The sequence below is a fragment of the Mesorhizobium sp. M1312 genome, assembly GCF_040318115.1.
Taxonomy (GTDB): Bacteria; Pseudomonadota; Alphaproteobacteria; order Rhizobiales; family Rhizobiaceae; genus Mesorhizobium.
The window spans coordinates 75046-96767 of the sequence record NZ_JAMYLQ010000015.1 but is presented as its reverse complement, the minus strand read 5'-3'; the positions used below and the strand labels follow the sequence as shown (position 1 = coordinate 96767).

The 21722-nt window shown below is 62.5% G+C and carries 22 protein-coding genes and 2 pseudogenes; 18 read left to right on the top strand and 6 right to left on the bottom strand.

The genetic code is table 11. From position 1 onward, the window contains the following. The first annotated feature begins 295 nt into the window (after positions 1-295). From NKH36_RS18650 to NKH36_RS18640, 3 genes are all read left to right on the top strand, one after another. Positions 296-2470, top strand: coding sequence for a malate synthase G (locus NKH36_RS18650; protein WP_352960305.1), 2175 nt, complete (start codon positions 296-298; stop codon positions 2468-2470). Positions 2471-2706: 236 nt separating this feature from the next. Then, a complete protein-coding gene (locus NKH36_RS18645; protein WP_352960307.1) occupies positions 2707-3249 on the top strand; it encodes a hypothetical protein in 543 nt (180 codons plus the stop codon). A gap of 104 nt (positions 3250-3353) precedes the next feature. Then, on the top strand, positions 3354-3545 hold the full coding sequence (locus NKH36_RS18640; protein WP_352960389.1) for a hypothetical protein: 192 nt from the start codon (positions 3354-3356) through the stop codon (positions 3543-3545). 63 nt (positions 3546-3608) lie between these two features. On the opposite strand, the pseudogene NKH36_RS18635 reads toward NKH36_RS18640, so the two are convergent. After that, positions 3609-4705 (bottom strand): annotated as a pseudogene (locus tag NKH36_RS18635) (YifB family Mg chelatase-like AAA ATPase); the annotation flags it as partial. A 168-nt stretch (positions 4706-4873) separates the two neighbouring features. On the opposite strand from NKH36_RS18635, the gene NKH36_RS18630 reads away from it, so the two are divergent. The 3 genes from NKH36_RS18630 to NKH36_RS18620 all read left to right on the top strand — a co-directional run bounded on the left by NKH36_RS18630 (position 4874) and on the right by NKH36_RS18620 (position 6745). Further along, the gene (locus NKH36_RS18630) at positions 4874-5218 is read left to right on the top strand and encodes a hypothetical protein (protein WP_352960309.1); all 345 of its coding nucleotides are present in this window, start codon (positions 4874-4876) and stop codon (positions 5216-5218) included. An 8-nt stretch (positions 5219-5226) separates the two neighbouring features. After that, positions 5227-5829 carry a hypothetical protein gene (locus NKH36_RS18625; protein WP_352960311.1) on the top strand — a complete coding sequence of 201 codons (603 nt, stop codon included), beginning with the start codon at positions 5227-5229 and terminating at the stop codon, positions 5827-5829. A gap of 127 nt (positions 5830-5956) precedes the next feature. After that, entirely contained in the window at positions 5957-6745 is a 789-nt protein-coding gene (locus NKH36_RS18620) for a peptidoglycan-binding protein (RefSeq protein WP_352960313.1), read from the top strand. Between the two features lie 216 nt (positions 6746-6961). Here the strand turns inward: NKH36_RS18620 and NKH36_RS18615 are convergent. Next, positions 6962-7600 (bottom strand): annotated as a pseudogene (locus NKH36_RS18615) (magnesium chelatase domain-containing protein); the annotation flags it as partial. A 184-nt stretch (positions 7601-7784) separates the two neighbouring features. Continuing rightward, positions 7785-8726, bottom strand: a complete 942-nt coding sequence (gene gshB, locus NKH36_RS18610) for a glutathione synthase (protein ID WP_352960315.1) — start codon at positions 8724-8726, stop codon at positions 7785-7787. Positions 8727-9125: 399 nt separating this feature from the next. Between gshB and NKH36_RS18605 the strand changes: the two genes are divergently transcribed. The 12 genes from NKH36_RS18605 to NKH36_RS18550 all read left to right on the top strand — a co-directional run bounded on the left by NKH36_RS18605 (position 9126) and on the right by NKH36_RS18550 (position 20077). Then, a complete protein-coding gene (locus NKH36_RS18605; RefSeq protein WP_352960317.1) occupies positions 9126-9893 on the top strand; it encodes an SDR family NAD(P)-dependent oxidoreductase in 768 nt (255 codons plus the stop codon). Continuing rightward, positions 9890-10849 (top strand): 2-dehydro-3-deoxygalactonokinase, encoded by a 960-nt coding sequence (locus NKH36_RS18600; protein ID WP_352960319.1) that lies wholly within the window; start codon positions 9890-9892, stop codon positions 10847-10849. The genes NKH36_RS18605 and NKH36_RS18600 overlap by 4 nt, the downstream gene beginning before the upstream one ends. Then, on the top strand, positions 10846-11487 hold the full coding sequence (locus NKH36_RS18595) for a 2-dehydro-3-deoxy-6-phosphogalactonate aldolase (RefSeq protein ID WP_352960321.1): 642 nt from the start codon (positions 10846-10848) through the stop codon (positions 11485-11487). The genes NKH36_RS18600 and NKH36_RS18595 overlap by 4 nt, the downstream gene beginning before the upstream one ends. Continuing rightward, entirely contained in the window at positions 11484-12365 is an 882-nt protein-coding gene (locus NKH36_RS18590; protein ID WP_352960323.1) for an SMP-30/gluconolactonase/LRE family protein, read from the top strand. Before NKH36_RS18595 ends, NKH36_RS18590 begins: the two co-directional genes overlap by 4 nt. A gap of 177 nt (positions 12366-12542) precedes the next feature. Further along, positions 12543-13613, top strand: a complete 1071-nt coding sequence (locus NKH36_RS18585) for a D-alanine--D-alanine ligase family protein (protein WP_352963841.1) — start codon at positions 12543-12545, stop codon at positions 13611-13613. A 108-nt stretch (positions 13614-13721) separates the two neighbouring features. After that, on the top strand, positions 13722-14390 hold the full coding sequence (locus NKH36_RS18580; RefSeq protein ID WP_352960327.1) for a helix-turn-helix domain-containing protein: 669 nt from the start codon (positions 13722-13724) through the stop codon (positions 14388-14390). A 30-nt stretch (positions 14391-14420) separates the two neighbouring features. After that, positions 14421-15491, top strand: coding sequence for an extracellular solute-binding protein (locus NKH36_RS18575; RefSeq protein ID WP_352960329.1), 1071 nt, complete (start codon positions 14421-14423; stop codon positions 15489-15491). A 10-nt stretch (positions 15492-15501) separates the two neighbouring features. Continuing rightward, entirely contained in the window at positions 15502-16392 is an 891-nt protein-coding gene (locus tag NKH36_RS18570; RefSeq protein WP_352960331.1) for an ABC transporter permease, read from the top strand. Beyond that, positions 16392-17177 (top strand): ABC transporter permease, encoded by a 786-nt coding sequence (locus tag NKH36_RS18565; protein WP_352960333.1) that lies wholly within the window; start codon positions 16392-16394, stop codon positions 17175-17177. Before NKH36_RS18570 ends, NKH36_RS18565 begins: the two co-directional genes overlap by 1 nt. Position 17178: 1 nt before the next feature. Next, positions 17179-18288, top strand: a complete 1110-nt coding sequence (locus NKH36_RS18560; protein ID WP_352960335.1) for an ABC transporter ATP-binding protein — start codon at positions 17179-17181, stop codon at positions 18286-18288. A 24-nt stretch (positions 18289-18312) separates the two neighbouring features. Continuing rightward, the gene (locus NKH36_RS18555; protein ID WP_352960337.1) at positions 18313-19698 is read left to right on the top strand and encodes an NAD(P)/FAD-dependent oxidoreductase; all 1386 of its coding nucleotides are present in this window, start codon (positions 18313-18315) and stop codon (positions 19696-19698) included. Positions 19699-19723: 25 nt separating this feature from the next. Then, complete coding sequence (locus tag NKH36_RS18550) at positions 19724-20077, top strand: cupin domain-containing protein (protein ID WP_352960339.1); 354 nt, start codon at positions 19724-19726, stop codon at positions 20075-20077. Between the two features lie 23 nt (positions 20078-20100). Here NKH36_RS18550 and NKH36_RS18545 read toward each other — a convergent pair whose 3' ends face one another. From NKH36_RS18545 to NKH36_RS18535, 3 genes are read right to left on the bottom strand one after another with little or no spacing between them, the layout of a single operon-like run. Then, positions 20101-20388, bottom strand: a complete 288-nt coding sequence (locus NKH36_RS18545; protein ID WP_352960341.1) for a DUF1330 domain-containing protein — start codon at positions 20386-20388, stop codon at positions 20101-20103. 29 nt (positions 20389-20417) lie between these two features. Beyond that, positions 20418-21101, bottom strand: coding sequence for an orotidine-5'-phosphate decarboxylase (pyrF, locus tag NKH36_RS18540; RefSeq protein WP_352960391.1), 684 nt, complete (start codon positions 21099-21101; stop codon positions 20418-20420). Between the two features lie 20 nt (positions 21102-21121). Then, positions 21122-21718 (bottom strand): NADPH-dependent FMN reductase, encoded by a 597-nt coding sequence (locus NKH36_RS18535; RefSeq protein ID WP_352960343.1) that lies wholly within the window; start codon positions 21716-21718, stop codon positions 21122-21124. Positions 21719-21722 lie beyond the last annotated feature (4 nt).

The window sequence follows — 21722 nt, the reverse complement described above, 5'->3', positions numbered from 1 at the left end:
CGTTACCTCAGCCGAAGAATGCAGCGGCTCGGAACGGCGCTGGTATCCGCAACAGAGCTGGGGACACTGCGCTGCCCGCCGGTGCGAAGAAGCACTCGATTCTGGTCCCCCGGAGCACTGCCGCCAGAATAACGGCATGGATCCCAGGGTCTCCACGACGTCGCTTCGCTCCTGCTCCGCCCTGGGATGACGAAGGGAAATGCCCTACGTTCACCTTAAGCGGAATTGACCCTGCAACCATGGCATGTCAAACGCCCCGGGCCGGCAACCCAGCCAAAGCCTTGGAGAAGCCCTGATGACCGATCGCGTCGAAATCGCCGGATTGCGGATTGCCCGCGAGCTTTATGATTTCGTCGTGAACGAGGCGCTGCGGGGCACCGGCGTTGCAGCCAACGCGTTCTGGACCGGCTTTGCGGCCATCGTGCACGATCTTTCGCCGAAGAACCGGGCGCTGCTCGCAAAGCGCGACGCGCTGCAGGACCAGATCGACCGCTGGTACCGCGACAACGGCGCGCCCAGCGACATGGAAGCCTACAAGGGGTTCCTCGAGGAGATCGGCTATCTCGTGCCGGATGGGCCGGCCTTTTCGGTGACGACCGAAAATGTTGACCCGGAGATTTCCGTGGTCGCCGGGCCTCAGCTGGTGGTGCCGGTGATGAACGCGCGCTATGCGCTGAATGCCGCCAACGCGCGCTGGGGCTCGCTCTATGACGCGCTCTACGGCACCGACGCCATTCCAGAGACAGACAGCGCCGAGAAGGGCGAGAGGTTCAATCCCGTGCGCGGCGCCAAGGTGATTGCCTGGGCGAAGGATTTTCTCGACGAGTCGGTGCCGGTCACGACGGGCAAATGGGCAGGGGTGAACGGGCTTTCGGTTGCCAACGGCATGTTGCGGCTGGGCGAGGGCGCCGGCGCTACCACGCTTGCCGACCCAAAACAGTTTGCCGGCTATCGTGGTGATGCCACCAACCCCGAGGCCGTCCTGCTCACCAGGAATGGTCTGCACATCGAGATCGTCATCGACCGCAGCAACCAGATCGGCAAGACCGATCCGGCCGGCATCGCCGACGTCGTGCTGGAATCGGCGCTGACCACCATCCAGGACTGCGAGGATTCGGTCGCGGCGGTCGATGCGCAGGATAAGGTCGTGGTCTACCGCAACTGGCTCGGCCTGATGAAGGGCGACCTTGCCGAGGAGATCACCAAGGGCGGCAAGACGTTTACGCGGAAACTCAATCCCGACCGCGCCTACACCGCGCCTGATGGCGGCGCGCTGACGCTGCCCGGCCGCTCGCTGATGCTGGTCAGGAATGTCGGCCACCTGATGACCAATCCGGCGATAACGGACCGCGACGGCAACGAGGTGCCCGAAGGCATCTTGGATGCCGCGATGACGGCGCTGATCGCGCTGCACGATGTCGGGCCGAACGGGCGACGCGCCAATTCCCGGGCCGGCTCGATGTATATCGTAAAGCCCAAGATGCACGGGCCGGAAGAGGTCGCCTTCGCCGTCGAGATCTTCGACCGCGTCGAAGCGTTGCTCGGTATGGCGAAAAACACCATCAAGATGGGCATCATGGACGAGGAGCGGCGCACCACCGTCAACCTCAAGGAGGCGATCCGCGCCGCCAAAGACCGCGTCGTCTTCATAAACACCGGCTTCCTCGACCGCACCGGCGACGAGATCCACACCTCGATGGAAGCCGGCCCGATGATCCGCAAGGGCGACATGAAGCAGGCTGTCTGGATTGCCGCCTACGAAGCCTGGAACGTCGACACCGGGCTGGAATGCGGGCTGGCCGGCCGCGCCCAGATCGGCAAGGGCATGTGGGCAATGCCCGATCTGATGGCGGCGATGCTGGCCGAAAAGATCGCCCACCCCAAGGCCGGCGCCAACACCGCCTGGGTGCCGTCGCCGACGGCGGCGACGCTGCACGCCACCCATTATCACAAGGTCGACGTCCATGCCGTCCAGGCGGCGCTGAAGAGCCGGCCGAAGGCCAAGCTCGACGACATCTTGTCGGTGCCGGTAGCGGTGCGGCCGAACTGGTCTCAAGAGGAAATCCAGAAGGAGCTCGACAACAATGCGCAAGGCATGCTCGGCTATGTCGTGCGCTGGATCGATCAGGGCGTCGGCTGCTCGAAAGTGCCCGACATCAACGATGTCGGCCTGATGGAGGACCGCGCCACGCTGCGTATCTCCTCGCAGCACATCGCTAACTGGCTGCATCATGGCGTCTGCACCTCAGACCAGGTGATGGAGACGATGAAGCGCATGGCCGGCGTCGTCGACCGCCAGAACGCAGGCGATCCGCTCTACCGGCCGATGGCGCCCGACTTCGACAAGTCGATCGCCTTCCTCGCTGCTTGCGATTTGGTCTTCAAAGGCCGCGTTCAGCCCAACGGCTACACCGAGCCGGTGCTGCACGCGCGGCGGCTGGAGCTCAAGGCGAAGGAAAGCGCTGGATAGCAGGCCGCCGTTGCCAAGGCGCAGTCTCACCATACGACGCGGCGAAATAGAGAATAGTCCGATGCCGCATGTTTGAGATGCCCGGTGTGAATCACCCGACGGATATTAGCCATCGCTAAACAGCATTGTCCCGGTGCATGCCATCTGCTAGAATTTTGACCACCGACAAACGGCTCTGGGAGGCCGTGCGTCCGACATCATGCACAAGATCAACTCAAAAAAACCGGAGAACGGCCATGAAACGGCTTCTGACGGTCGCTGCCCTTTCGGCGGCGGGCAGTTTGTCTGCAATGCAAGGTGCAGCCGCCGACGACGCTGCGATGATCAAGAGCGCTGAATCCGCCGCACCCCCGGCTGTAGCAAGCGGCGCCACGATCCACGCCATGGATGAGAAGGGATCGATGCGCACGCTGCGCGAGGGCACAAACGGCTTCTGGTGCATGCCGGACAATCCGGCCACGCCTGGCCCGGATCCAATGTGTGGCGATGCCAACTCGATGGAATGGGCGGTGGCGTGGATGGGAAAAAAGGAACCGCCCAAGGGCAAGGTCGGCTTCATGTATATGCTGGCCGGCGGCACCGACGGCAGCAACACCGATCCTTATGCGACGAAGCCCGAGGAAGGCAACAATTGGGTGGAGACCGGACCGCACGTGATGATCGTCAACGCAATGGATATGATGCACGGCTATCCGGCAGACCCTAAGCCGGACACGTCCAGGCCATATGTGATGTGGGCGGGCACGCCCTACGCGCATCTGATGATCCCGGTTAAGTAGCTGCCGCGGAATGATTGGCATAGTGATCGGGGCTGCGTAGCATCAGACTGTCGAGTTCCTGCGGGCCGGACCGCTTCCGGCCCGCAGGCTGACCGGACGCCAATCTGCGCGCATTGTGGGTCAACCGGTTCCAGGCCCGCTTCGAACGGCACCGCGCAACCGATGGCGACATGCGCCACGCAATCGTCAGGCTGGCTGCCGACGGCATCTGGTTGGCCGAGTTGGCGACGATGGCTCTTCCCGACAGGCAGCAACTGCGCGCCGAGCTCATCGAGATGACCCGGCGGCCCAGCTGAACCGGTGCAAAGGCTTGGCGACTGGCTCGGCGGTCAAGCCTTCCGGCGCCCGAACGTTACACTCTACGCCGCTTGCGCCATCCGCTCCGAGCTCATGCGGTAGGAAATCGCCTCGGCCAGATGGATACGGCCGACTGTCTCGCTGGCCTCGAGATCGGCCAGCGTTCGCGCCACTTTCAAAACGCGGTGGTAGGCCCTCGCGGAAAAGCCGAGTTTCTCGCTGGCATCCCTGAGCAGCGACAGGCCTGATGCATCCGGCATGGCGATCTCCTCGATGACCGAAGGCGAGCAATGCGCGTTGGTGGTGGCGGAGGTTGCGCCGAGCCGTTCGAAACGCTCGCGCTGGATCGTCCGCGCGCGGGCCACGCGCAGCGCCACCGCGGCACTCTTCTCCGCCCGGTCCGGCCGGATCAGATCGCTGGCCGAGACCGCCGGCACCTCGATCCTGAGATCGATGCGGTCGAGCAGCGGGCCAGAAATGCGCGCCTGGTAATCGGTGCGGCAACGGTCGCCGCGCAGGCAGCGATAGCCCGGCTCGCCAGCCATGCCGCAGCGGCACGGGTTCATCGCCGCGACCAGCTGGATGCGCGCCGGATAGGTGACGCGATGATTGGCGCGGGCGATCATGCAATCGCCGGTTTCCAGCGGCTGGCGCAGCGCATCGAGCGCCTGCGGCGAGAATTCGGGAAACTCGTCGAGGAACAGCACGCCGTGATGGGCAAGCGACGCCTCGCCCGGTCGCACGCGCAGGCCACCGCCGACCATCGCCGCCATCGAAGCCGAATGGTGCGGTGCGCGAAACGGCCGCCGGTCGGTCAGTTTTCCTTCGCCGAGTTCGCCGGCCACCGACGCTATCATCGAGACTTCGAGCAATTCCCTGGGCGCCAGCGGCGGCAGGATCGACGGCAACCGCTGCGCCAGCATTGATTTTCCCGACCCCGGGGGTCCGATCATCAGGAGATTGTGCCCGCTGCCGCCACCACCAGCTCCCGCTTGCCGCTTTCCTGGCCCTTGATGTCGGCAAGGTCGGGCAGGTCGCGCGCCGCGAGCTGGACGCCGGCCTCGGGCCTGGACAGCACCTGGGTGCCACGTAAATGGTTGGCGATCGCGATCAGGCTGCGCGGCGCCAGAATGTCGAAATCCTTGCCGGCCCATGCCGACCTTGCCTGAAGGAGCTTTTGATTAAATCTCCAAGGCCGAAGCGTATGTCGGCCGGATTTATTTGAGGCTTTGAGCTGGCTAGCACTGGACGCCGCCAACCTCCTGCAGTTATTGTTCAACTTTGAGGGGGACTCTTTTCTATCAGGGATCAATGGAGACGACACACTATGTCGATACTCAAGCGTGACCCATACAAGAGCATCTCAACAACAATCGTCACATCGCTTTTTACGGGAGCGCTGATGGCCATGGGTACAATCGCGCCCCATGCTTATGCAATGAGCGTTGACGATGCCCTAAAGCTATGCAATGCCGGGGTTAGTTCAGAGGTTTCAGCAAGCGTTTCCGCCGACGTAGCAAATATACTGAAGGGAACCGGAGCCCTTACCGCTGAGGCCAAGAAGAAAATTGAAGGTATATTTCTCAATGGCGACAAAGTAAATCCGGAAAACGCGCAACAAATTTATACAGTATACATAACATGCCTCGAAAAATTCGCCCCTAGTAATTAGGCGGACAAATGAAAGCGTTTAGCAAGCGTCTTGCGGTGCTTGTTGCAATGGCGCCATTCCTGGCGCTAAACACACTGGCGATACCGGCCGTCTCACAAGCCCTTGCCACGGAAATAAGCGAGGCGATGTCAGTCTGCAATGCGGGAATGAGCGACATTAGCTCACAAAGTCTTTCGGATGTCGAAGATGCCCTTTCAGGGGCGAAGACATTAACTTCTGAGGCGAGAAACGAGATACGTGGCCTGTTTCTGAATGGGGCGAAAGTTAGTGAGTCTCAAGCGTTGGAACTGTATCGTGAATATGTGAGGTGTCTAAGTAAGTATGTCCCAACTACCGAGCAATGCCTTTCCCGTTGTGAAGGTCGTTTCGTCGCTGGCGGCGCCGCCATAGATAGAAGAATGAAAGCATGCATGGCGGATGCGCGTCGCCATTGCATGGATGAATGTATCGATAGATGGAACCACGACCCGACCCAATGCGTGCGGTCTTATTGCCACCCCAAAAATCCAGTTAACGCTGCGCTGTGGGTCCCAAAATGCAATGATCGATTAGAAGGAACACGGGCTAGGCTTGAAGATCAAAATGCCTCATGTTTAAGGTCGTGCGAATAGCCTAATAGCATAGGTCATTGGTAACCGCTGCCTTCTCGCCCGTTGGAGTAGCCCGTCTTTGCATCACCAAGATTGACTAAGAAGGCGTTGGACAAGAGAATTTGTGGGATTTGGATTGGAGGGGCGTATGTTTCCGGTAGACGGCAATTTCATTCTGCGCGTCGCGCCACAGTTTACTGGAAAGAAGTTGGAGGCACAATCTGCTATTGTGGGGGCTATTTCGCCGTTTTTCGCAGCGATATTAGATTCCTACGAAATAAACACTCGGCTGCGGATCGCTCATTTCATGGGCCAAGTCGCACACGAATGCGCGGGTTTCCGCACTACAGAAGAATTCGCATCCGGAGCAGCCTATGAGAACCGTTCAGACCTCGGCAACAACAAGCCAGGAGATGGGAGACGCTATAAGGGCCGTGGCCTGCTGCAACTTACCGGCCGCGACAACTATCGGAGAATGGGTGAAAGCCTGCATCTCGAACTTGAGGATAACCCCAAGCTAGCAGCCGACCCGGTGGTGTCATTGAAAATTGCTTGCGAGTATTGGAAAGTCCGCATGATCAACGCGCCTGCGGACAACGACAATTTGGTCAAGGTTACAATGCTCGTGAATGGCGGTCTTAATGGACTAAAAGATCGCGGCAATTATCTGCGCAAGGCGAAAACGCTGCTCGCTGAAATGCAGGGAATCCTTCGGTCAGCTGCGGAAGGGGGTTCCACCATCGTGTTGCGCCGGGGCAACAACAACAACGCGGTTGGCGAACTCCAAGAACTTTTGCGAAAAATGGGGTTCCTTGTCGCGGTAGATAATGATTTCGGACCCGCCACCGAGACGGCAGTTCTGAGTTTCCAAGCTCGCGCCAAAATTGAAACCGACGGCATTGTAGGTGCCAAGACCTGGGAGGCTTTACGGGCCTAAATAGCAACAATGGGACGCCCAGGGTTGGTCCGACACCTTTCGTCATTGGGGTCGGCCTTCCGATACGTCATAAGGTAATCATCTCCCACATCGCGGCAGATCGTCCCCACGATGCTTGTAGGCATCGGAATCGCCCTTAGGGGCTCCCGGATTCGCGCCGCTGTGCATCCCACGTCGCCGGGCCCTTCCGACGCTCCGTTTAATTAGCCACAATGTTAGCAGATTGTGGCCGCCGGCCGCCACTTCGAGCGCCCGCTTGGCGGTCTCCTGGCCCTTGATGTCGGCCAGATCAGGCAGGTCGCGCGCCGAGGCATGGATGCCGGCTTCCGGCCGCGACAGAACCTGCGTGCCGCGAAAATGATTGGCGATGGCGATCAGGCTGCGCGGTGCCAGGATGTCGAAATCCTTGCCGGCCCACGCCGCTTCCGGGCCGCAGGCGAAAGGGCAGATCAGGCCCTTGCCTTCGGCATTGGCGCCGATCGCCGCCGGCAGCGCGCCGGCCACCGCTGCGATGGTGCCGTCGAGCGACAGCTCGCCAAGCACGACATAGCCGGCCAGCATGTCGCCCGGAATGGCCCCCAATGCCGCCATCAGGCCGAGCGCGATCGGCAAATCGTAGTGGCTGCCTTCCTTGGGCAGGTCGGCGGGCGCCAGATTTACCGTGACCTTCTTCGACGGCATCGACAGGCCCGACGCATGCAGGGCCGCCTGCACCCGCTCACGGCTTTCGGCCACCGCCTTGTCGCCGAGGCCGACGATGTGCATGTTGACCTTGCCGGGCGCGATCATCACCTGCACGTCGACCGGCACGGCCTCGATGCCCTGGAAAGCGACCGTGCGGACCCGCGCAACCATTTTTTCTGCCCCCAGATACGGGCTCGCCCGAAGCCCATGCGATCATACCGCGAACGGCTTCACCGGAGACAACCACAGATTTCGGGCGAAGGCAAGAACATTACGGGAACAATTGGACGTTGCGCTCTGATCGCGTTGCGTCGCCAAACGGATCGGAAAAACGCTGTTCCGCCAAGTAAGGGCGCTACTTGCGTTTGTCCTCGACCGCGTCCCAGAACAGGCTGGCGATGTCGGCGCCGCCGAAGCGCTGCACCTCGCGCACGCCGGTCGGCGACGTCACGTTGATCTCGGTCATGTAGTCGCCGATCACGTCGATGCCGACGAGGATAAAACCGCGCTCTTTCAGCGACGGGCCGATTCGGGCGCAGATCTCGCGTTCGCGCTCCGTCAATTCGGTTTTTTCGGCGCGGCCGCCGACATGCATGTTGGAGCGCGAATCATGCTCGGCCGGCACCCGGTTGATGGCCCCGACCGGCTCGCCGTCGATCAGGATGATGCGCTTGTCGCCGGCGCGCACCTCCTTCAGATAGCGCTGCACGATGTAAGGCTCGCGGAACAATTGGCCGAACATTTCGAGCAGCGAGGCAAGGTTGCGATCGGCCTCGTGCAGGTGGAAGATGCCGGCGCCGCCATTGCCGTAGAGAGGTTTGACGATGATGTCGCCGAACTCCTTGCGGAAGGCGGCAACCTCCAGCGGGTCTTTGGTGATCAGCGTTTCCGGCATCAGGTCGGGAAATTCGGTGACGAAGATCTTTTCCGGGCTGTTGCGCACACAGGCCGGGTCGTTGATCACCAGCGTCTTCGGATGGATACGCTCGAGGACATGCGTGGAGGTGATGTAGTTCATGTCGAAGGGCGGATCCTGCCTGAGCAGGATGACGTCCATCTCCGACAGGTCGGTGCGGACTTCTTCGCCGAGCGAATAGTGATTGCCCTTTTCGTCGCGGACCTGCATTTCCTCGATGCGGGCAAACACCTTGCCGCCGCGCAGCGACAGCCGGTCGGGCGTATAATGGAACAGCTGGTGGCCGCGCCACTGCGCTTCCAGCGACAGCGCGAAAGACGTGTCGCCGACAATCGAGACGGTGGAGATGTGGTCCATCTGGACGGCGATTTTCAGAGGCATGGCGGATCTCCGGCGGATCGGATGGGCAGCTGTGCTTGCCTGTACAACCTCGCCGGTCATCTGCCAATCGCGACATTTTGAGGATTGCCTGCTGCAAGCGGTGCGTCTGTCGGTCAGCTGGAGACCAAGCGAGGCTGTGCGTGCGTTCGATGCTTCGTGGGGTTGGTCGCTGCGAGGACGCGTAGTGGGGCGTGATCGTCTTTTTGTCTGACATAAGCCTCGGGAATCGGTTTTTCTCCCTTGCTCCCCCGACCGGGCTGGCTAGGATGCGCGCCGACTGAGCCTACAGCGCCGCGCGTCCTTTTGGACGCGCAAAGGACGCTGTAGCATTTTGATTTTGCGCATGATCCTTTCCGAAAATCGAAACCGATTTTCGGGATCGTGCGCAGGGAGAAAAAAATGATGCCATCGGCGCGCTTTGCCGACCTTGAAGGTGCCTCGGTGCTGATCACCGGGGGCGGCTCCGGCATCGGCGCGGCGCTGACTGAGGGCTTTGCCCGCCAGGGAGCGAAGGTCGCCTTCATCGACATCGCCGATGGCCCGAGCCTGGCGCTGGCCGACCGCATCGAGAAGGATCTCGGCCGGCGACCCCTCTATCTCAAGACAGACATACGCGACATCGATGCGCTGCGGGCTTCAGCCGCCAAGGCGGCCGAAGCGCATGGCGACGTGACCGTGCTGGTCAATAATGCCGCGCAGGACGATCGCCACGCGGTGGAAGACGTCACGGTGGAATTCTGGGACAACAACCAAGCCATCAATCTGCGTCCGCATTTCTTCTCCGCCCAGGCGGTGGCGCCGGGCATGAAGAGGGCCGGCGGCGGCTCGGTCATTAACTTCACGTCGACGTCGTTTCTCATCAATCACCCCGACATGCCGGCCTATACCGCCGCCAAGGCCGGCATCCTCGGCCTGACCAAGGGCCTTGCCGGCAAGCTTGGCGTCGACGGCATTCGCGTCAATGCGATCGCACCCGGCTGGGTGATCACCCAGCGGCAGAAGGAGCTCTGGGTCACCGAACAGGCGCTCGCCGCCCACATTGCCAAGCAATGCATCAAGCGGGTGATGCAGCCGGAAGACATTGTCGGCACGGTGCTGTTCCTGGCGTCGGACGCTTCACGGATGCTGACCGCACAGATGCTGATCGTCGATGGGGGCTTCCTGTGAGCCTAGGATTTCCGAGCAAGGCGCCTTCCGTTGCCGCCGTCGACTGGGGCACCACCCGTCTCAGGATCTGGCTGATCGATGAGGCCGGAAACGTCCTTGCCGAGCGCCGCGGCGATGACGGGCTGATCACCGCGCAAGCCGCCGGGTTTTCGACCATTCTCGAAGGACATCTGGCGGCGATGGGCGCGCCGGAAGCGATGCCCGTCATCATCTGCGGCATGGCCGGCTCGCGCCAGGGCTGGCTCGAAGCGCCCTATGTCACCGTGCCGGCGCCCATAGGCGCCATCCTTGCCGGTGCTGCGCGCATCCCCGGCCAGCGCCGCGACATCCGCATCGTGCCGGGCCTTGCCCAGCGCCAGGCCGACGCGCCCGACGTCATGCGCGGCGAGGAAACGCAGCTTGCCGGCGCTGGTTTGCCGGCAAAGGGCCGTCATCTCGTCTGCATGCCCGGCACCCATTCGAAATGGGTTTTGGTCGAGGACGGCGCCGTTGCCGGTTTCGGCACGTGGCCGACCGGCGAGCTGTTTTCGGTGCTGGCGGCGCATTCGATCCTTCGCCATTCGCTGGGCGAGCAGCCCCAGCCGGTTGCACCAGGCAATCCGTTTTTCCGGCGCTGGTGCGAGACCGCGCTGGCCGAGGGCGGCGATGTCACGCCGAGACTGTTCTCGATCCGCGCCGCGGGCCTGCTGCACGATCTTAAACCCGACGATGCCGCTGCTTGCCTGTCAGGCCTGCTGATCGGCGGCGAGATCGCCTCGGCCAGCCGCCGCTATGGGAATGGCCCAGCGTCCGTCGTGCTGATTGCTTCCGGCGCGCTCGGCGCGCTCTACACTGAGGCGCTCGGCCTTGCTGAACTTGCGGTTCGGACTGTCAACGCCGACGAGGCGGTGCGTGCCGGCCTGATCGAGGCGGCGCGCGAAAATGGCATGATCGCCGGAAGCGGAGTTGTAGCATGACCGAGACCGCACCATTTCCGAAGCTCGAGCGCGGCCTTGTCGCCATCCTGCGCGGCCTCAAGCCGAACGAGGCGGTGGCCATTGGCCGGGCGATCTTCGAGGCCGGCATCGACGCGATCGAAGTGCCGCTCAATTCGCCGGACCCTTTTGCCTCGATCGCAAGGATCGTGGAGGCGCTTCCGGCGACGGCACTGGTCGGCGCCGGCACTGTGCTGACCGCGGCCGATGTCGACGGATTGCACAAGGCCGGCGGGCGGCTGCTCGTCAGCCCTAACATCGACGCCGAGGTCATGGGCCGCGCCATGAATTACGGCATGGTGACGATGCCCGGCGTGTTCACGCCGACCGAGGCATTTCAGGCCATCCGGCTCGGCGCCTCGGCGTTGAAATTCTTCCCGGCAAGCGTGCTCGGCGCGGCCGGCATCGCGGCGATGCGCGCGGTTTTGCCGGCCGAGACGCTGGTCGGCGCGGTCGGTGGTGTGTCGGAAAAGGACTTTGCCGGCTACAAGGCGGCCGGCGTCAGCGTCTTCGGTCTCGGCTCCAGCCTGTTCAAGCCTGGTATGAGAGCCGATGAGGTGGCGACGCGCGCGCAGGCCGCAGTCGCGGCCTGGGACGAGGCGTTTGGAGCAGTGCGATGAACGAAGCCATCGTTTCTGTTTTTTCCGACCATGTCTGCCAGCTCGGCGAAGGCCCGAGCTATGACCCCGCCACTGATACGCTCTACTGGTTCGACATCATCAACGGCCAGCTTCTGGAAAAGCGCTTTTCCGGCGGCGCGGTCAAAATCCACGAGCTTGGCCAGATGGCCAGCGCCATCGCCGTCATCGATGACAAAAGACAGCTGATCGCCACCGAAACCGGCCTGCATGTCCGCGACGTGGCGACCGGCAAGATGACGCTGCACACGGCGATCGAGGCCGACAATCCGGTCACACGATCGAACGATTCGCGCGTCCACCCCTGCGGCGCCTTTTGGATCGGCACGATGGGCAAGGGTGAGGAAAAGGCCGCAGGCTCGATCTACTGGTTCTCTAGGGGAGAGTTGCGCCGGCTTTATTCCGACATCACGGTGTCGAACTCGATCTGCTTTTCCGAAGATGGAACGGTCGCCTATTACACCGATACCAGCACCGGTCTGTTGATGCGGGTAGGCTGCGATCCGGCGACTGGCCTGCCGTCCGGCGAGCCGAAGATCTTCGTCGATCACCGCAAGGCCAAGGGCTATATCGACGGTTCTGTGCTCGATCGCGACGGTGTCCTGTGGAACGCCTGCTGGGGCGGCGGCGTCGTTGAGGCTTATGGGCCTGACGGCAAGCTCGTCCGTTCGGTCGCGATGCCGGTGACGCAACCCTCCTGCCCGGCCTTTGTCGGCAGGAATGCCGACCGGCTGGCGGTGACCTCCGCCTGGTCGGGCAAGGATGAGAAACAGCGCCTGCTGGACCCGCAAGCCGGGATGACGTTTCTGCTCGACATTCCGGTCAACGGCCGCCTCGAGCCGCGCGTGCTGATCGCCTAGACCATGGGTCCCGAACACTGGTTCGGAAAAGATCATGGTCAAACGCGAAGATAGCGCCAGCACTGTCGTGCAGGCGTCCGGCTGACGTCGATTCCGCGAAAGCCGAATACATTTGTCGTGCGATGGTAGGCAATCGCGCTGCCAGGACCCCATCCATCCCCGGGAATCGTTCATCTCATGTCGGGCCGCAAGCCGAAGCTGATCCTAGTCTACGAGCCGGAAGAGGCCTGCTTCGACCGGCTCGTCGCCGATGGTCACGTGCCGGCGCGCGCCACCGAAATCGCCTCCTATCTGGCGCAATCGACCGACATCGCCTCTGAGTTCGACGCGCTGGCCGCGGCATGCCTGACGCGCGGCCTGTCCTTCGCGCCGGTGGCGCTCGACGAAGCCGCAAACGTGTTCACCGGCGAGGACCCGGACACGACGCTGGTCTGGACGTCGACCGACGGCATCGCCTATTTCCGCGGTGGTGCGGCACCGGCTCTGGCAAGGCTGAACGGCCTGAAGACGATCGGCGCCGACGACGCGCTGTTTGCGCTCTGCCAGGACAAATTCCGCTCCGGCGCCGTGCTCGGCGCACTCGGCCTGCCGGTGCCGCAATCCGGTTTGGCCCGCGACGGTCACTGGCTGGTCGAGCCACCGGCTTCGCCAACCGGCTGGTTCGTCAAACCGAACCGGCTCGGCGCCAAAATCGGCATCTGGCCGGATTCGCGCAGCAGCGATCTCGGCCACGCGCTGGAGCTTAGCCGGCGCGTGTTCGCCGCCTATCGCGACGACGTCGTCGTGCAGCCCTATGTCGCCGGGCGCAACGCGCGCGCCAGTTTTCTGGGTCTGAAGCCGGACACCGGCGTCGAGGCGCTCGGCATCGCCTTTGTCGATTCGGGCGGTGATTTCCAGACCATGGCGGACAGCCTGGCGCTTTACGGCGACACCGGCGAGGCCGCCAGGGCGGCGGGGACATACATCGAGCCGGTGTTGCTGCCGGTCGGTGCGAGCCAGCCGCGAGCCGATTCAACCATCCGCCAAATCGCGCAAAGGCTGATGGTCGGGCTCGGCCTGCGGGACGTGTTTTCCATCGACTTCCGGGTCGAAGCTGACGACAGCATCCATCTCATCGAATTCGAGGTCTGCCCCGGCCTGCCCTGCTTCGATTTCCGCGCCTATTGCCGTACGCAATGGGAGATGGGTCTCGCCGATGCAATGGCCGAGATCGCCGCGAACCGTTTTTTTGCCTCGCCAAAGAGGTGAGCAGCGCCCGCGTACGCAGCTGCGCCGACGCCCCTGGGCCGTCCCCTCGACAAATGGCTTGCGTTCCGACATTCCACTTAATAAGGTGTTAAGTGAAGGAGGCACTCGGTGAAAGTCGACCCTGCGACACACCCGGAGATGACCGCGCTGGCGGCGACGGAAGCGGGCAAGGCAAAGCATGTCGGTGGGCGGATCAAGGCCATTCGCACGGCCCGGCGCATTTCGCTTCGCCAACTGGCCGACATGGTCGGAACGACGGCGAGCTTCATCAGCCAGCTCGAGCGCAATCTGAGCGGCGCCAGCGCCAGCACCCTGATGCGGATCGCGGCTGCGTTGGATCTCGGCATCAACGACCTGTTCGAGCAAACTGAGGGCGGGTTCCACAAGGTGCTCACCAGAGCCGAACGCCCCCTGCTGCCGATCAGCCACGGTTGTCGAAAGACGTTGCTGTCGCGGCGGCCGATCCATGAATTCGAGGTCTATTCGGGGGATTTCGACGTCGGCGGCTCGACCGGCAACGACGCTTACACACATGGCGGCAAGCACGAGATGTTCGTCGTCCTGAAGGGGACGGTCGAGCTGACGCTGGCAGGCGAGCGTTTCGTCATGAACGAGGGCGACAGCATCGAATACGCAACCTCGACGCCGCATCGCACGGCAAACATCGGCGAGACGCCGGCGCAGGTGCTCTGGATCATCGCGCCCCCGACCAGCGGCGCGGCGGAACTCAATCGATACACGCCCGGACAAGGCCCGCAGCCGGGCGAACCGAACTAATGCGGGTGCACATAAATGGGAGATAAAACTATGAAGACCAAGATCGGACAGGTGGCCGCACTCGGGCTGCTGATGATCACGACCGCAGCGCTTGCGCAGAGCAAGCCCGTGGCAGGCGAGGTGGCCGAAGGCTCGCTGAAGGGCAAGACGCTTACCTTCGTCTCGTATGGAGGCATTTACCAGGATGGTCAGATCGCCGCGCTAAAAGAGTTCGTCGACAAATCAGGCGTGACGCTGCTCAGCGACGGGCCAACTGAAATCTCGAAACTGAAGGCGCAGGTCGAGTCCGGCAATGTCACCTGGGACGTTGTCGATACCGGCGATTTCCCGCCCTACGTCTATTGCGGCAAGCTGTTCCAGAAGCTGGATTTCTCGAAGATCGACACGTCCAACATTCCGGAGGGCCAGATCAGCGAATGCAGTGTGCCGGCCATGAACTATGGCGTGGTGCTGATGTACAACACCGAAAAATACAAGGATAACCCGCCCAAGAGCTGGAGGGATTTCTTCGACATCGAGAAGTTCCCAGGCTCGCGCGCACTGGAGGGCAGCGGCGATCTGTCCGGCGGAATGATCGAGCAGGCGCTGCTCGCAGCCGGTGGGTCGGTCGAAAACATGACGGTTGCCGATATCGACAAGGCTATCGAGAAGGTGAAGTCGCTCGGTCCGGACACGATCTTCTGGAAGACCGGCGCCGATTCCCAGCAGCTCGCCGAATCCGGCGAAGCCGACATGATCGCGATGTGGACCGGACGTGCCATGACTGCGGTGAAGAACGGCGCGAAGTACACGCCGGCGTGGCAGGACTGGCTGGTCGTCATGGACCAGATGACCATTCCGATGGGCGTCAAAGACCCCGACGCGGCGCATGCGCTGATCAACGCCTATGTCGGGAAGAGCGCGCAGGAGACGCTTGCAAAAACCACCTCGTATACCCCGATCCACAAGGACGCGAAACCCGAAGTGGACGAGGTCACTGCGGCGTTCATGACCAACACGCCGGACAAGCTGAAGCTTGGCTACCAGCAGAACATCAAGTTCTGGGTGGAGAACTTCGAGGTGGCGAACGAAAAGTGGAACGCGTTGATGGCGGGCAACTAGGTCCGCCACCGTGGCAACGAGAGCAATCGACAGCCGGGACACTGTTCCGGCTGTCGCGGCAGATGACCGGCGGCGCTGGTTTCGTGGACAGGCTTTCTGGCTCGTCGCGCCGGCGCTGCTGCTGCTCGTCATCTGCCTGGGCCTGCCGCTCGCCATCGTGACCTTGCGCAGCTTTTCCGAGCCGCAATGGGGATGGCAGAACTATGCCTGGTTCTTCGGCACACCGGTCAACTTGACCGTACTTCAGCGGACCTTCGCGATCTCAGCCTGGGTGACGTTGGTATGTCTCATCGCCGGCTATCCCTATGCCTATGTGATGACCGCCGTCGGACCCAAGATACGGCTCATCCTCATCCTGTGCGTGCTGGTGCCGTTCTGGGTAAGCGGCGTGGTGCGCACGCTGGCATGGGTCATCCTGTTGCAGGATTCGGGCGTGATAAACTCCGTCATCCGGGCAGTCGGCTTGAGTCCGGTCAAGCTGATCCGCACGCAGACAGGCGTGGTGATCGGCATGGCGCAGGTGCTGTTGCCGTTCATGATCCTGCCGCTCTATTCGGTGATGAAGACGATCGACCTGCGGCTCATGCAGGCGGCACGGAGCCTCGGCGCGAGCCCGGCGCGTGCATTTGCCCAGGTCTATCTGCCGCTCTCGCTTCCCGGCGTCTACGCAGGCGCCATCATCGTGTTCATTCTTGCGCTCGGGTTCTACATCACGCCCGCGCTGCTCGGCGGTCCGCGTTCGACCATGCTCTCGACCCTGATCCAGAACCAGGTGCTCAGCCTGCTCAACTGGGGCCGCGGCGGCGCGATGGGTGTGGTGCTGTTGATTGCGACCTTCGTCTTGCTCGCGCTTGCAGCACCGCTGTCGCGCCAACCGTACAAGACGGGCTCGAGACGCTGATGAAACAGCCCGGTCGAATCCTGCTCGGTCTGTACTGCCTGCTCGTCGCGGTCTGGCTGGTCGCACCGACAATCGTCGTGGTGCCGATGTCCTTCAACGAAAAGAAGTCGCTGGCCTTTCCGCCATCCGGCTTTTCCTGGCAGTGGTACCAGAACTTTTTCACCAGCCCCGAATGGTCTGCGAGCCTGATCGGTTCGCTCAAGGTTGCCGTCGTCACAGCGGTGTTCGCCACCGTCATCGGCACGCTGGCGGCGTTCGGCCTCGATCGCATGAAAAGCCGCGTCAGCGGCGTGCTGCGTGCACTGCTGATCACGCCGATGGTCGTGCCGGGAGTGGTGCTCGCCGTCGGAATCTACGCGGTCTATCTCGATACGCGGCTGGTCGGCACCATGACCGGCTTCGTGTTGGCCCACACGATGCTCGCCGTCCCTTTCGTCATCATCGCCGTCTCCGCCAGTCTGGAAGTCTTCGACAAACGGCTGGAGACGGCTGCGGCCAGCCTTGGCGCGACCCGGCTGACGGCGTTCAGGACGGTGACGTTGCCGCTGATCGCGCCGGGCATCCTGTCGGGGCTGCTGTTTGCGTTCGTAACCTCGTTCGACGAGATCATCGTCGCGCTGTTCATCACCAGCCCTTACCTCAAAACACTGCCGGTCCAGATCTTCTCCAGCATTACCCGGGACGCCGACCCCACCGTTGCGGCGGTGGGCACGCTGCTCTTCATCACGACGTCGCTGGTGATCGGGGCGGGGCTGCTGATCGGTTCGAGACAGGGAAAACGTTGACATGGCTTCATCATCGACCCGCGGCGCAGCCATCGATCTCAGATCTGTCAGCAAACACTATGGCAGTTTCATCGCTCTCGATAAGGTCTCGCTGCACATCGAGCCAGGGGAGTTCATGACGCTGCTCGGGCCCAGCGGTTCGGGCAAGACCACCACGCTCAACGTCATCGCCGGCTTCACCGAAGTCAGCTCGGGTTCGCTTGATGTCGGCGGCAAGAGCGTCATCGGCGTACCGGCGCACAAACGCAACATCGGCGTGGTGTTTCAGCACTACGCGCTGTTTCCGCACATGACGGTGAGCAGGAACGTCGCATACCCGCTGACCTTGCGCGGCATCGCCAATCCCGATCGCGCGGCACGGATGCGCAAGGCGCTGGACATGGTGAAGATGGCGGATTTCGGCCACCGCTTCCCCAGCGAGCTCTCCGGCGGGCAGCAGCAGCGCGTCGCGCTGGCGCGCGCCATCGTGTTCGACCCGCCACTGCTCCTGATGGACGAGCCGCTCGGCGCGCTTGACAAGAAGTTGCGTGAATGGCTGCAGCTCGAGATCAAACGGATCCACCGGGAACTGGGCACTACCTTCGTTTACGTCACGCACGACCAGGAGGAGGCTCTGGTCCTCTCGGACCGCATCGCCGTGTTCAACCAGGGACGCATCGAGCAGATCGGCACCGGTCGCCAGCTCTACGACGAGCCCGAGACCTTGTTCGTCGGAAAATTCGTCGGCGACTCGACGATACTGCGTGGCGCAGCCTCCACCTCCGGGAACGAGACCGCCCTCGAGATAGAAGGACGGAAAGTGGCTGCCGCCAAACGCCTTCCCAATGGCGCCAAACCCGTGATGCTGCTGCGGCCGGAGAAGCTGAGCCTCGCCAGGCGGGGGAAGGGCGGACAGGATCGAAACACCCTGCCTGGGCGTATCGGCGAGGCCATCTATCTCGGATCGGGCTCCAAATACGAAGTCGTGCTGGCCGACACCTCCAAGGCGATCGTGCGCTCGACGCTGGACGCCGAGACCTTCGCCATCGGCGACGAGGTCGACCTCGTATTCGCGGGCAGCGACGTGAAGCTGTTGGCGGATGACGAAAACGCCGATTTCACGCTGACCTGAATCCTATCTGGGAAAATCTCGACAATGGACGTGAAGAAGAACGGCGACGTTTCATTCTGGTATGCCGACATCGGCGGCGTGCCCGACTATCGGCCGCCACTGCGGGGCGATATCGTGGCCGACGTCTGCATCGTCGGGGCTGGCTACACCGGCCTTTGGACCGCCTATTATCTGAAGCAGGCAGCGCCCCACCTCAACATTGTCATCGTCGAGAAGGAGTTCGCCGGCTTCGGTGCTTCGGGACGCAATGGCGGCTGGCTGTCCGGCGGGTTCTCGTGGTCGCGGGAAAAATATGAGAAGGCAACCTCGCGCGCTGGAGTCATCGCCATGCAGGCGGCAATGACGGGTACGGTGAACGAGATCATATCGGTTGCGGAAACCGAAGGCATCGACGCCGACATTCGCCGTACCGACGAACTGCTGGTCGCAACCAACGAGGCGCAGGAGCAGCGCGCCAAGGCGATGTATGCCGATGCCAGGTCCTGGGAGCTGACCGACGAACGCGTCGGGTATATCGATGCCGCGGAGATGCGCCGGCGCATAGCGGTGCACAACGCGCGCGGCGCCTTCGTCATCAAGAAAGTTGCGCGGGTTCAGCCCGCAAAGCTGGTGCAGGGGCTCGCCAAGGCAGTGGAGCGCCTCGGTGTCCCGATCTACGAACAGACCACCGCGCTGTCGATCGAAAAAGGCAAGGTCGTAACCAACCGGGGCGTGCTGCGCGCCGAAAAGATCGTGCGGGCGACCGAGGGTTTTACTGCGGGAATTGCCGGCCACGAGCGGCTGTGGTTGGCGCTCAACAGTGCCATCGTGGTCACCGAGCCGTTGTCCGAAAAGCTGTGGAGCGAAATTGGCTGGGATGGCTACGAGGTGCTCGGCGACGCCGCACATACATACTGCTACGCCCAGCGCACGAGGGAAGGCCGCATTGCCATGGGCGGGCGCGGGGTGCCATATCGGTTCGGCTCGAAGACCGACATTCGAGGCGTCACCCAGCAGGCGACGATCGATAAGCTGCACAAGATCCTGACGACGCTTCTGCCGCAGACCAAGGGACTAAAGCTCGACCATGCGTGGTGTGGTACGCTGGGCGTGCCGCGCGACTGGTGCACGACGGTGGGCTTTGACAGGCAGACCGGAATAGGATGGGCAGGCGGCTATGTAGGCCTCGGCGTGTCCACCTCGAACCTCTCGGGACGCACTCTGAGGGATCTTCTGCTGGACAACGACACCGAGCTGACGCGGCTTCCCTGGGTCAATCGGACCGTGCGCAAATGGGAGCCAGAGCCGCTGCGCTGGCTCGGCGTCCATTCGATGTATCAGCTCTATCGAATTGCCGACGAGCGGGAAGCAAAGGGGCTGCCGCGCACATCGCGGCTGGCGGCCCTGGCCGATCGCATTACCGGCCACTGAACCGCATTATCTCGAGGATTTAGGAATGATCGATTTCAAGACTTTCGCCCACCTTGCGCATATCAACCTCGGTGAGCCCCAGACGAAACCGACCTCGGTGGAGGGCGATCAGATGGAAGCAGCCAACACGCTCTGGACTTCGGATGATGGCAAGATCGAGGTCGGTGTATGGGAATGTTCGCAGGGCCGGTTCACCGCGCGCCGAGACACGAATTCCGAGATTTGCCACATCGTCTCCGGCCGCGTGACGCTGCACGGTCCTGGTGGCGCAGCCAAAGATGTCGGACCCGGCGAATTGCTTGTCCTGCCGCTTGGCTGGGAGGGCGAATGGACCATCCACGAGAAAACGCGCAAGCTTTACATCCTGCATTCGGTCTGACCGACGCAGCGGTTGCCGCTGAACTAAAGCCCTTCGACCAGCACGATCTCGCCGTCGGCTACTTTCTGGCGGATCGCGACCGCCCGCTGATACTCCGGCGAGTGATAGCAGTCATGCGCCGCAGCCAACGACGGAAATTCGATGATGACATTGCGGTCACGACCGGGCCCCTCGGCTTTTTCATGTGTGCCGCCGCGTGCCAGGAATTTTACATCGAAACGGTCGAAGGCAAGCTTGGCGGCGGCGACATAGTCCTTGTAGCCTTCCGCATCGCGCACATCGACGCGGGCAATCCAATATCCCTTGGGCATGCTTTTTCTCCGAAGTTGTTCCTGGGCAGCTATGCCGAGCGCATTTCATCAAGGATAGCTTCCGCGACCGCCCGCCTGTCTGCGGCGCTGACGATGGGCCGGCCGACGACGAGATGGCTGGAGCCGTTGCGGATCGCCTGCGCCGGCGTGACCACGCGTTTCTGGTCGCCATGGTCGCTGCCCTTGGGGCGTATTCCCGGCGTGACGACGGCCATGTTGGGGCCGACGATCCGGCGCACCGCTTCCGCTTCCTCGGCCGAGCAGACGATGCCGCCCATGCCGGCATGCAGCGCCTGTTCGGAGCGCCTCAGCACCAGCGTATGCGGGTCATACTCATAGCCGGCGTCGATCACGTCCTGTTCGTCCATCGAAGTCAGCACGGTGACCCCAAGCAGGCAGAGATTGCTGCCCCTGGCGGCCTCGACCGCTGCCTCCATCGTCTTCGGATAAGCGTGCAGCGTCAGCATGGTCATGCCCATCCTGGCAATGGCCTCGACACCCTTGGCCACCGTGTTGTCGATGTCGAGCAGCTTCATGTCGAGGAAGATCCTGGTGCCGCCGCTGGCGAGCTCGCGGGCGAAATCGAGGCCGCCGGCGAAGGCAAGCTGATAGCCGATCTTGTAGAAGGAGACGACCCCGTCGAGTTCGCGCACCGCCTTCTCGGCGTCCTTCAGCGTCGGCACGTCGAGGCCGACGATCAGCCTGTCTTGCATGGTTTCGGCGCGCTCCTGAATCACGCCTCGATCCGCGTCGACAGCATGCGCGAGGTTTCGATCAGCGTGCGGCATAGGTGCTCCATCGAACTGTGCAGTCTCTCGTCCCTGAAATTTCCGTCCTCGTCGAAGGCGATGCCGCCCTCCGGCACCGAGCATTCCGGCGTCACCACCTCCATCTTGCAGCGCACCAGCACGGCGCGCAGATGGTTGATGCAGCGTACCCCGGCAAAGTGTCCTTTGGAAGACGAACAAAGGCCGGCGGGCTTGCCGGCGAAGGGGCGGAACGACCGCCCCCCATCCGTGCGCACCCGGCTCACCCAGTCGATGGTGTTCTTGAGCAGCGGCGGGATGGAGCCATTATATTCGGGCGTCGCGATCAGCAGCCCATCATGGGCGGCGATCTGCCGGGCAAGCTTGATGGCGTTTTCGGGAATGCCTTTCTCCTTTTCCAGGTCCTCGTCGAGGATCGGCAGCGGATAGTCGGCAAGCGAGATGCGGGTCACCTCGGCGCCCTGCAGAGCAAGTTCCTTCTGCGCCACATCGGCGGTCCTGCCGCTAAAGGCGCCAGTGCGAATCGAGCCCGCGAAGACGAGAATTTTCGGGATCACTGCCATCGGC

Excerpts from the sequence above, each read along its gene's own strand:
- NKH36_RS18650 (WP_352960305.1), top strand. The coding sequence starts at position 296 with ATGACCGATCGCGTCGAAATCGCCGGATTGCGGATTGCCCGCGAGCTT.
- NKH36_RS18645 (WP_352960307.1), top strand. The coding sequence starts at position 2,707 with ATGAAACGGCTTCTGACGGTCGCTGCCCTTTCGGCGGCGGGCAGTTTG.
- NKH36_RS18630 (WP_352960309.1), top strand. The coding sequence starts at position 4,874 with ATGTCGATACTCAAGCGTGACCCATACAAGAGCATCTCAACAACAATC.
- NKH36_RS18625 (WP_352960311.1), top strand. The coding sequence starts at position 5,227 with ATGAAAGCGTTTAGCAAGCGTCTTGCGGTGCTTGTTGCAATGGCGCCA.
- NKH36_RS18620 (WP_352960313.1), top strand. The coding sequence starts at position 5,957 with ATGTTTCCGGTAGACGGCAATTTCATTCTGCGCGTCGCGCCACAGTTT.
- gshB (WP_352960315.1), bottom strand. The coding sequence starts at position 8,726 with ATGCCTCTGAAAATCGCCGTCCAGATGGACCACATCTCCACCGTCTCG.
- NKH36_RS18605 (WP_352960317.1), top strand. The coding sequence starts at position 9,126 with ATGATGCCATCGGCGCGCTTTGCCGACCTTGAAGGTGCCTCGGTGCTG.
- NKH36_RS18595 (WP_352960321.1), top strand. The coding sequence starts at position 10,846 with ATGACCGAGACCGCACCATTTCCGAAGCTCGAGCGCGGCCTTGTCGCC.
- NKH36_RS18590 (WP_352960323.1), top strand. The coding sequence starts at position 11,484 with ATGAACGAAGCCATCGTTTCTGTTTTTTCCGACCATGTCTGCCAGCTC.
- NKH36_RS18585 (WP_352963841.1), top strand. The coding sequence starts at position 12,543 with ATGTCGGGCCGCAAGCCGAAGCTGATCCTAGTCTACGAGCCGGAAGAG.
- NKH36_RS18575 (WP_352960329.1), top strand. The coding sequence starts at position 14,421 with ATGAAGACCAAGATCGGACAGGTGGCCGCACTCGGGCTGCTGATGATC.
- NKH36_RS18565 (WP_352960333.1), top strand. The coding sequence starts at position 16,392 with ATGAAACAGCCCGGTCGAATCCTGCTCGGTCTGTACTGCCTGCTCGTC.
- NKH36_RS18560 (WP_352960335.1), top strand. The coding sequence starts at position 17,179 with ATGGCTTCATCATCGACCCGCGGCGCAGCCATCGATCTCAGATCTGTC.
- NKH36_RS18555 (WP_352960337.1), top strand. The coding sequence starts at position 18,313 with ATGGACGTGAAGAAGAACGGCGACGTTTCATTCTGGTATGCCGACATC.
- NKH36_RS18550 (WP_352960339.1), top strand. The coding sequence starts at position 19,724 with ATGATCGATTTCAAGACTTTCGCCCACCTTGCGCATATCAACCTCGGT.
- NKH36_RS18545 (WP_352960341.1), bottom strand. The coding sequence starts at position 20,388 with ATGCCCAAGGGATATTGGATTGCCCGCGTCGATGTGCGCGATGCGGAA.
- pyrF (WP_352960391.1), bottom strand. The coding sequence starts at position 21,101 with ATGCAAGACAGGCTGATCGTCGGCCTCGACGTGCCGACGCTGAAGGAC.
- NKH36_RS18535 (WP_352960343.1), bottom strand. The coding sequence starts at position 21,718 with ATGGCAGTGATCCCGAAAATTCTCGTCTTCGCGGGCTCGATTCGCACT.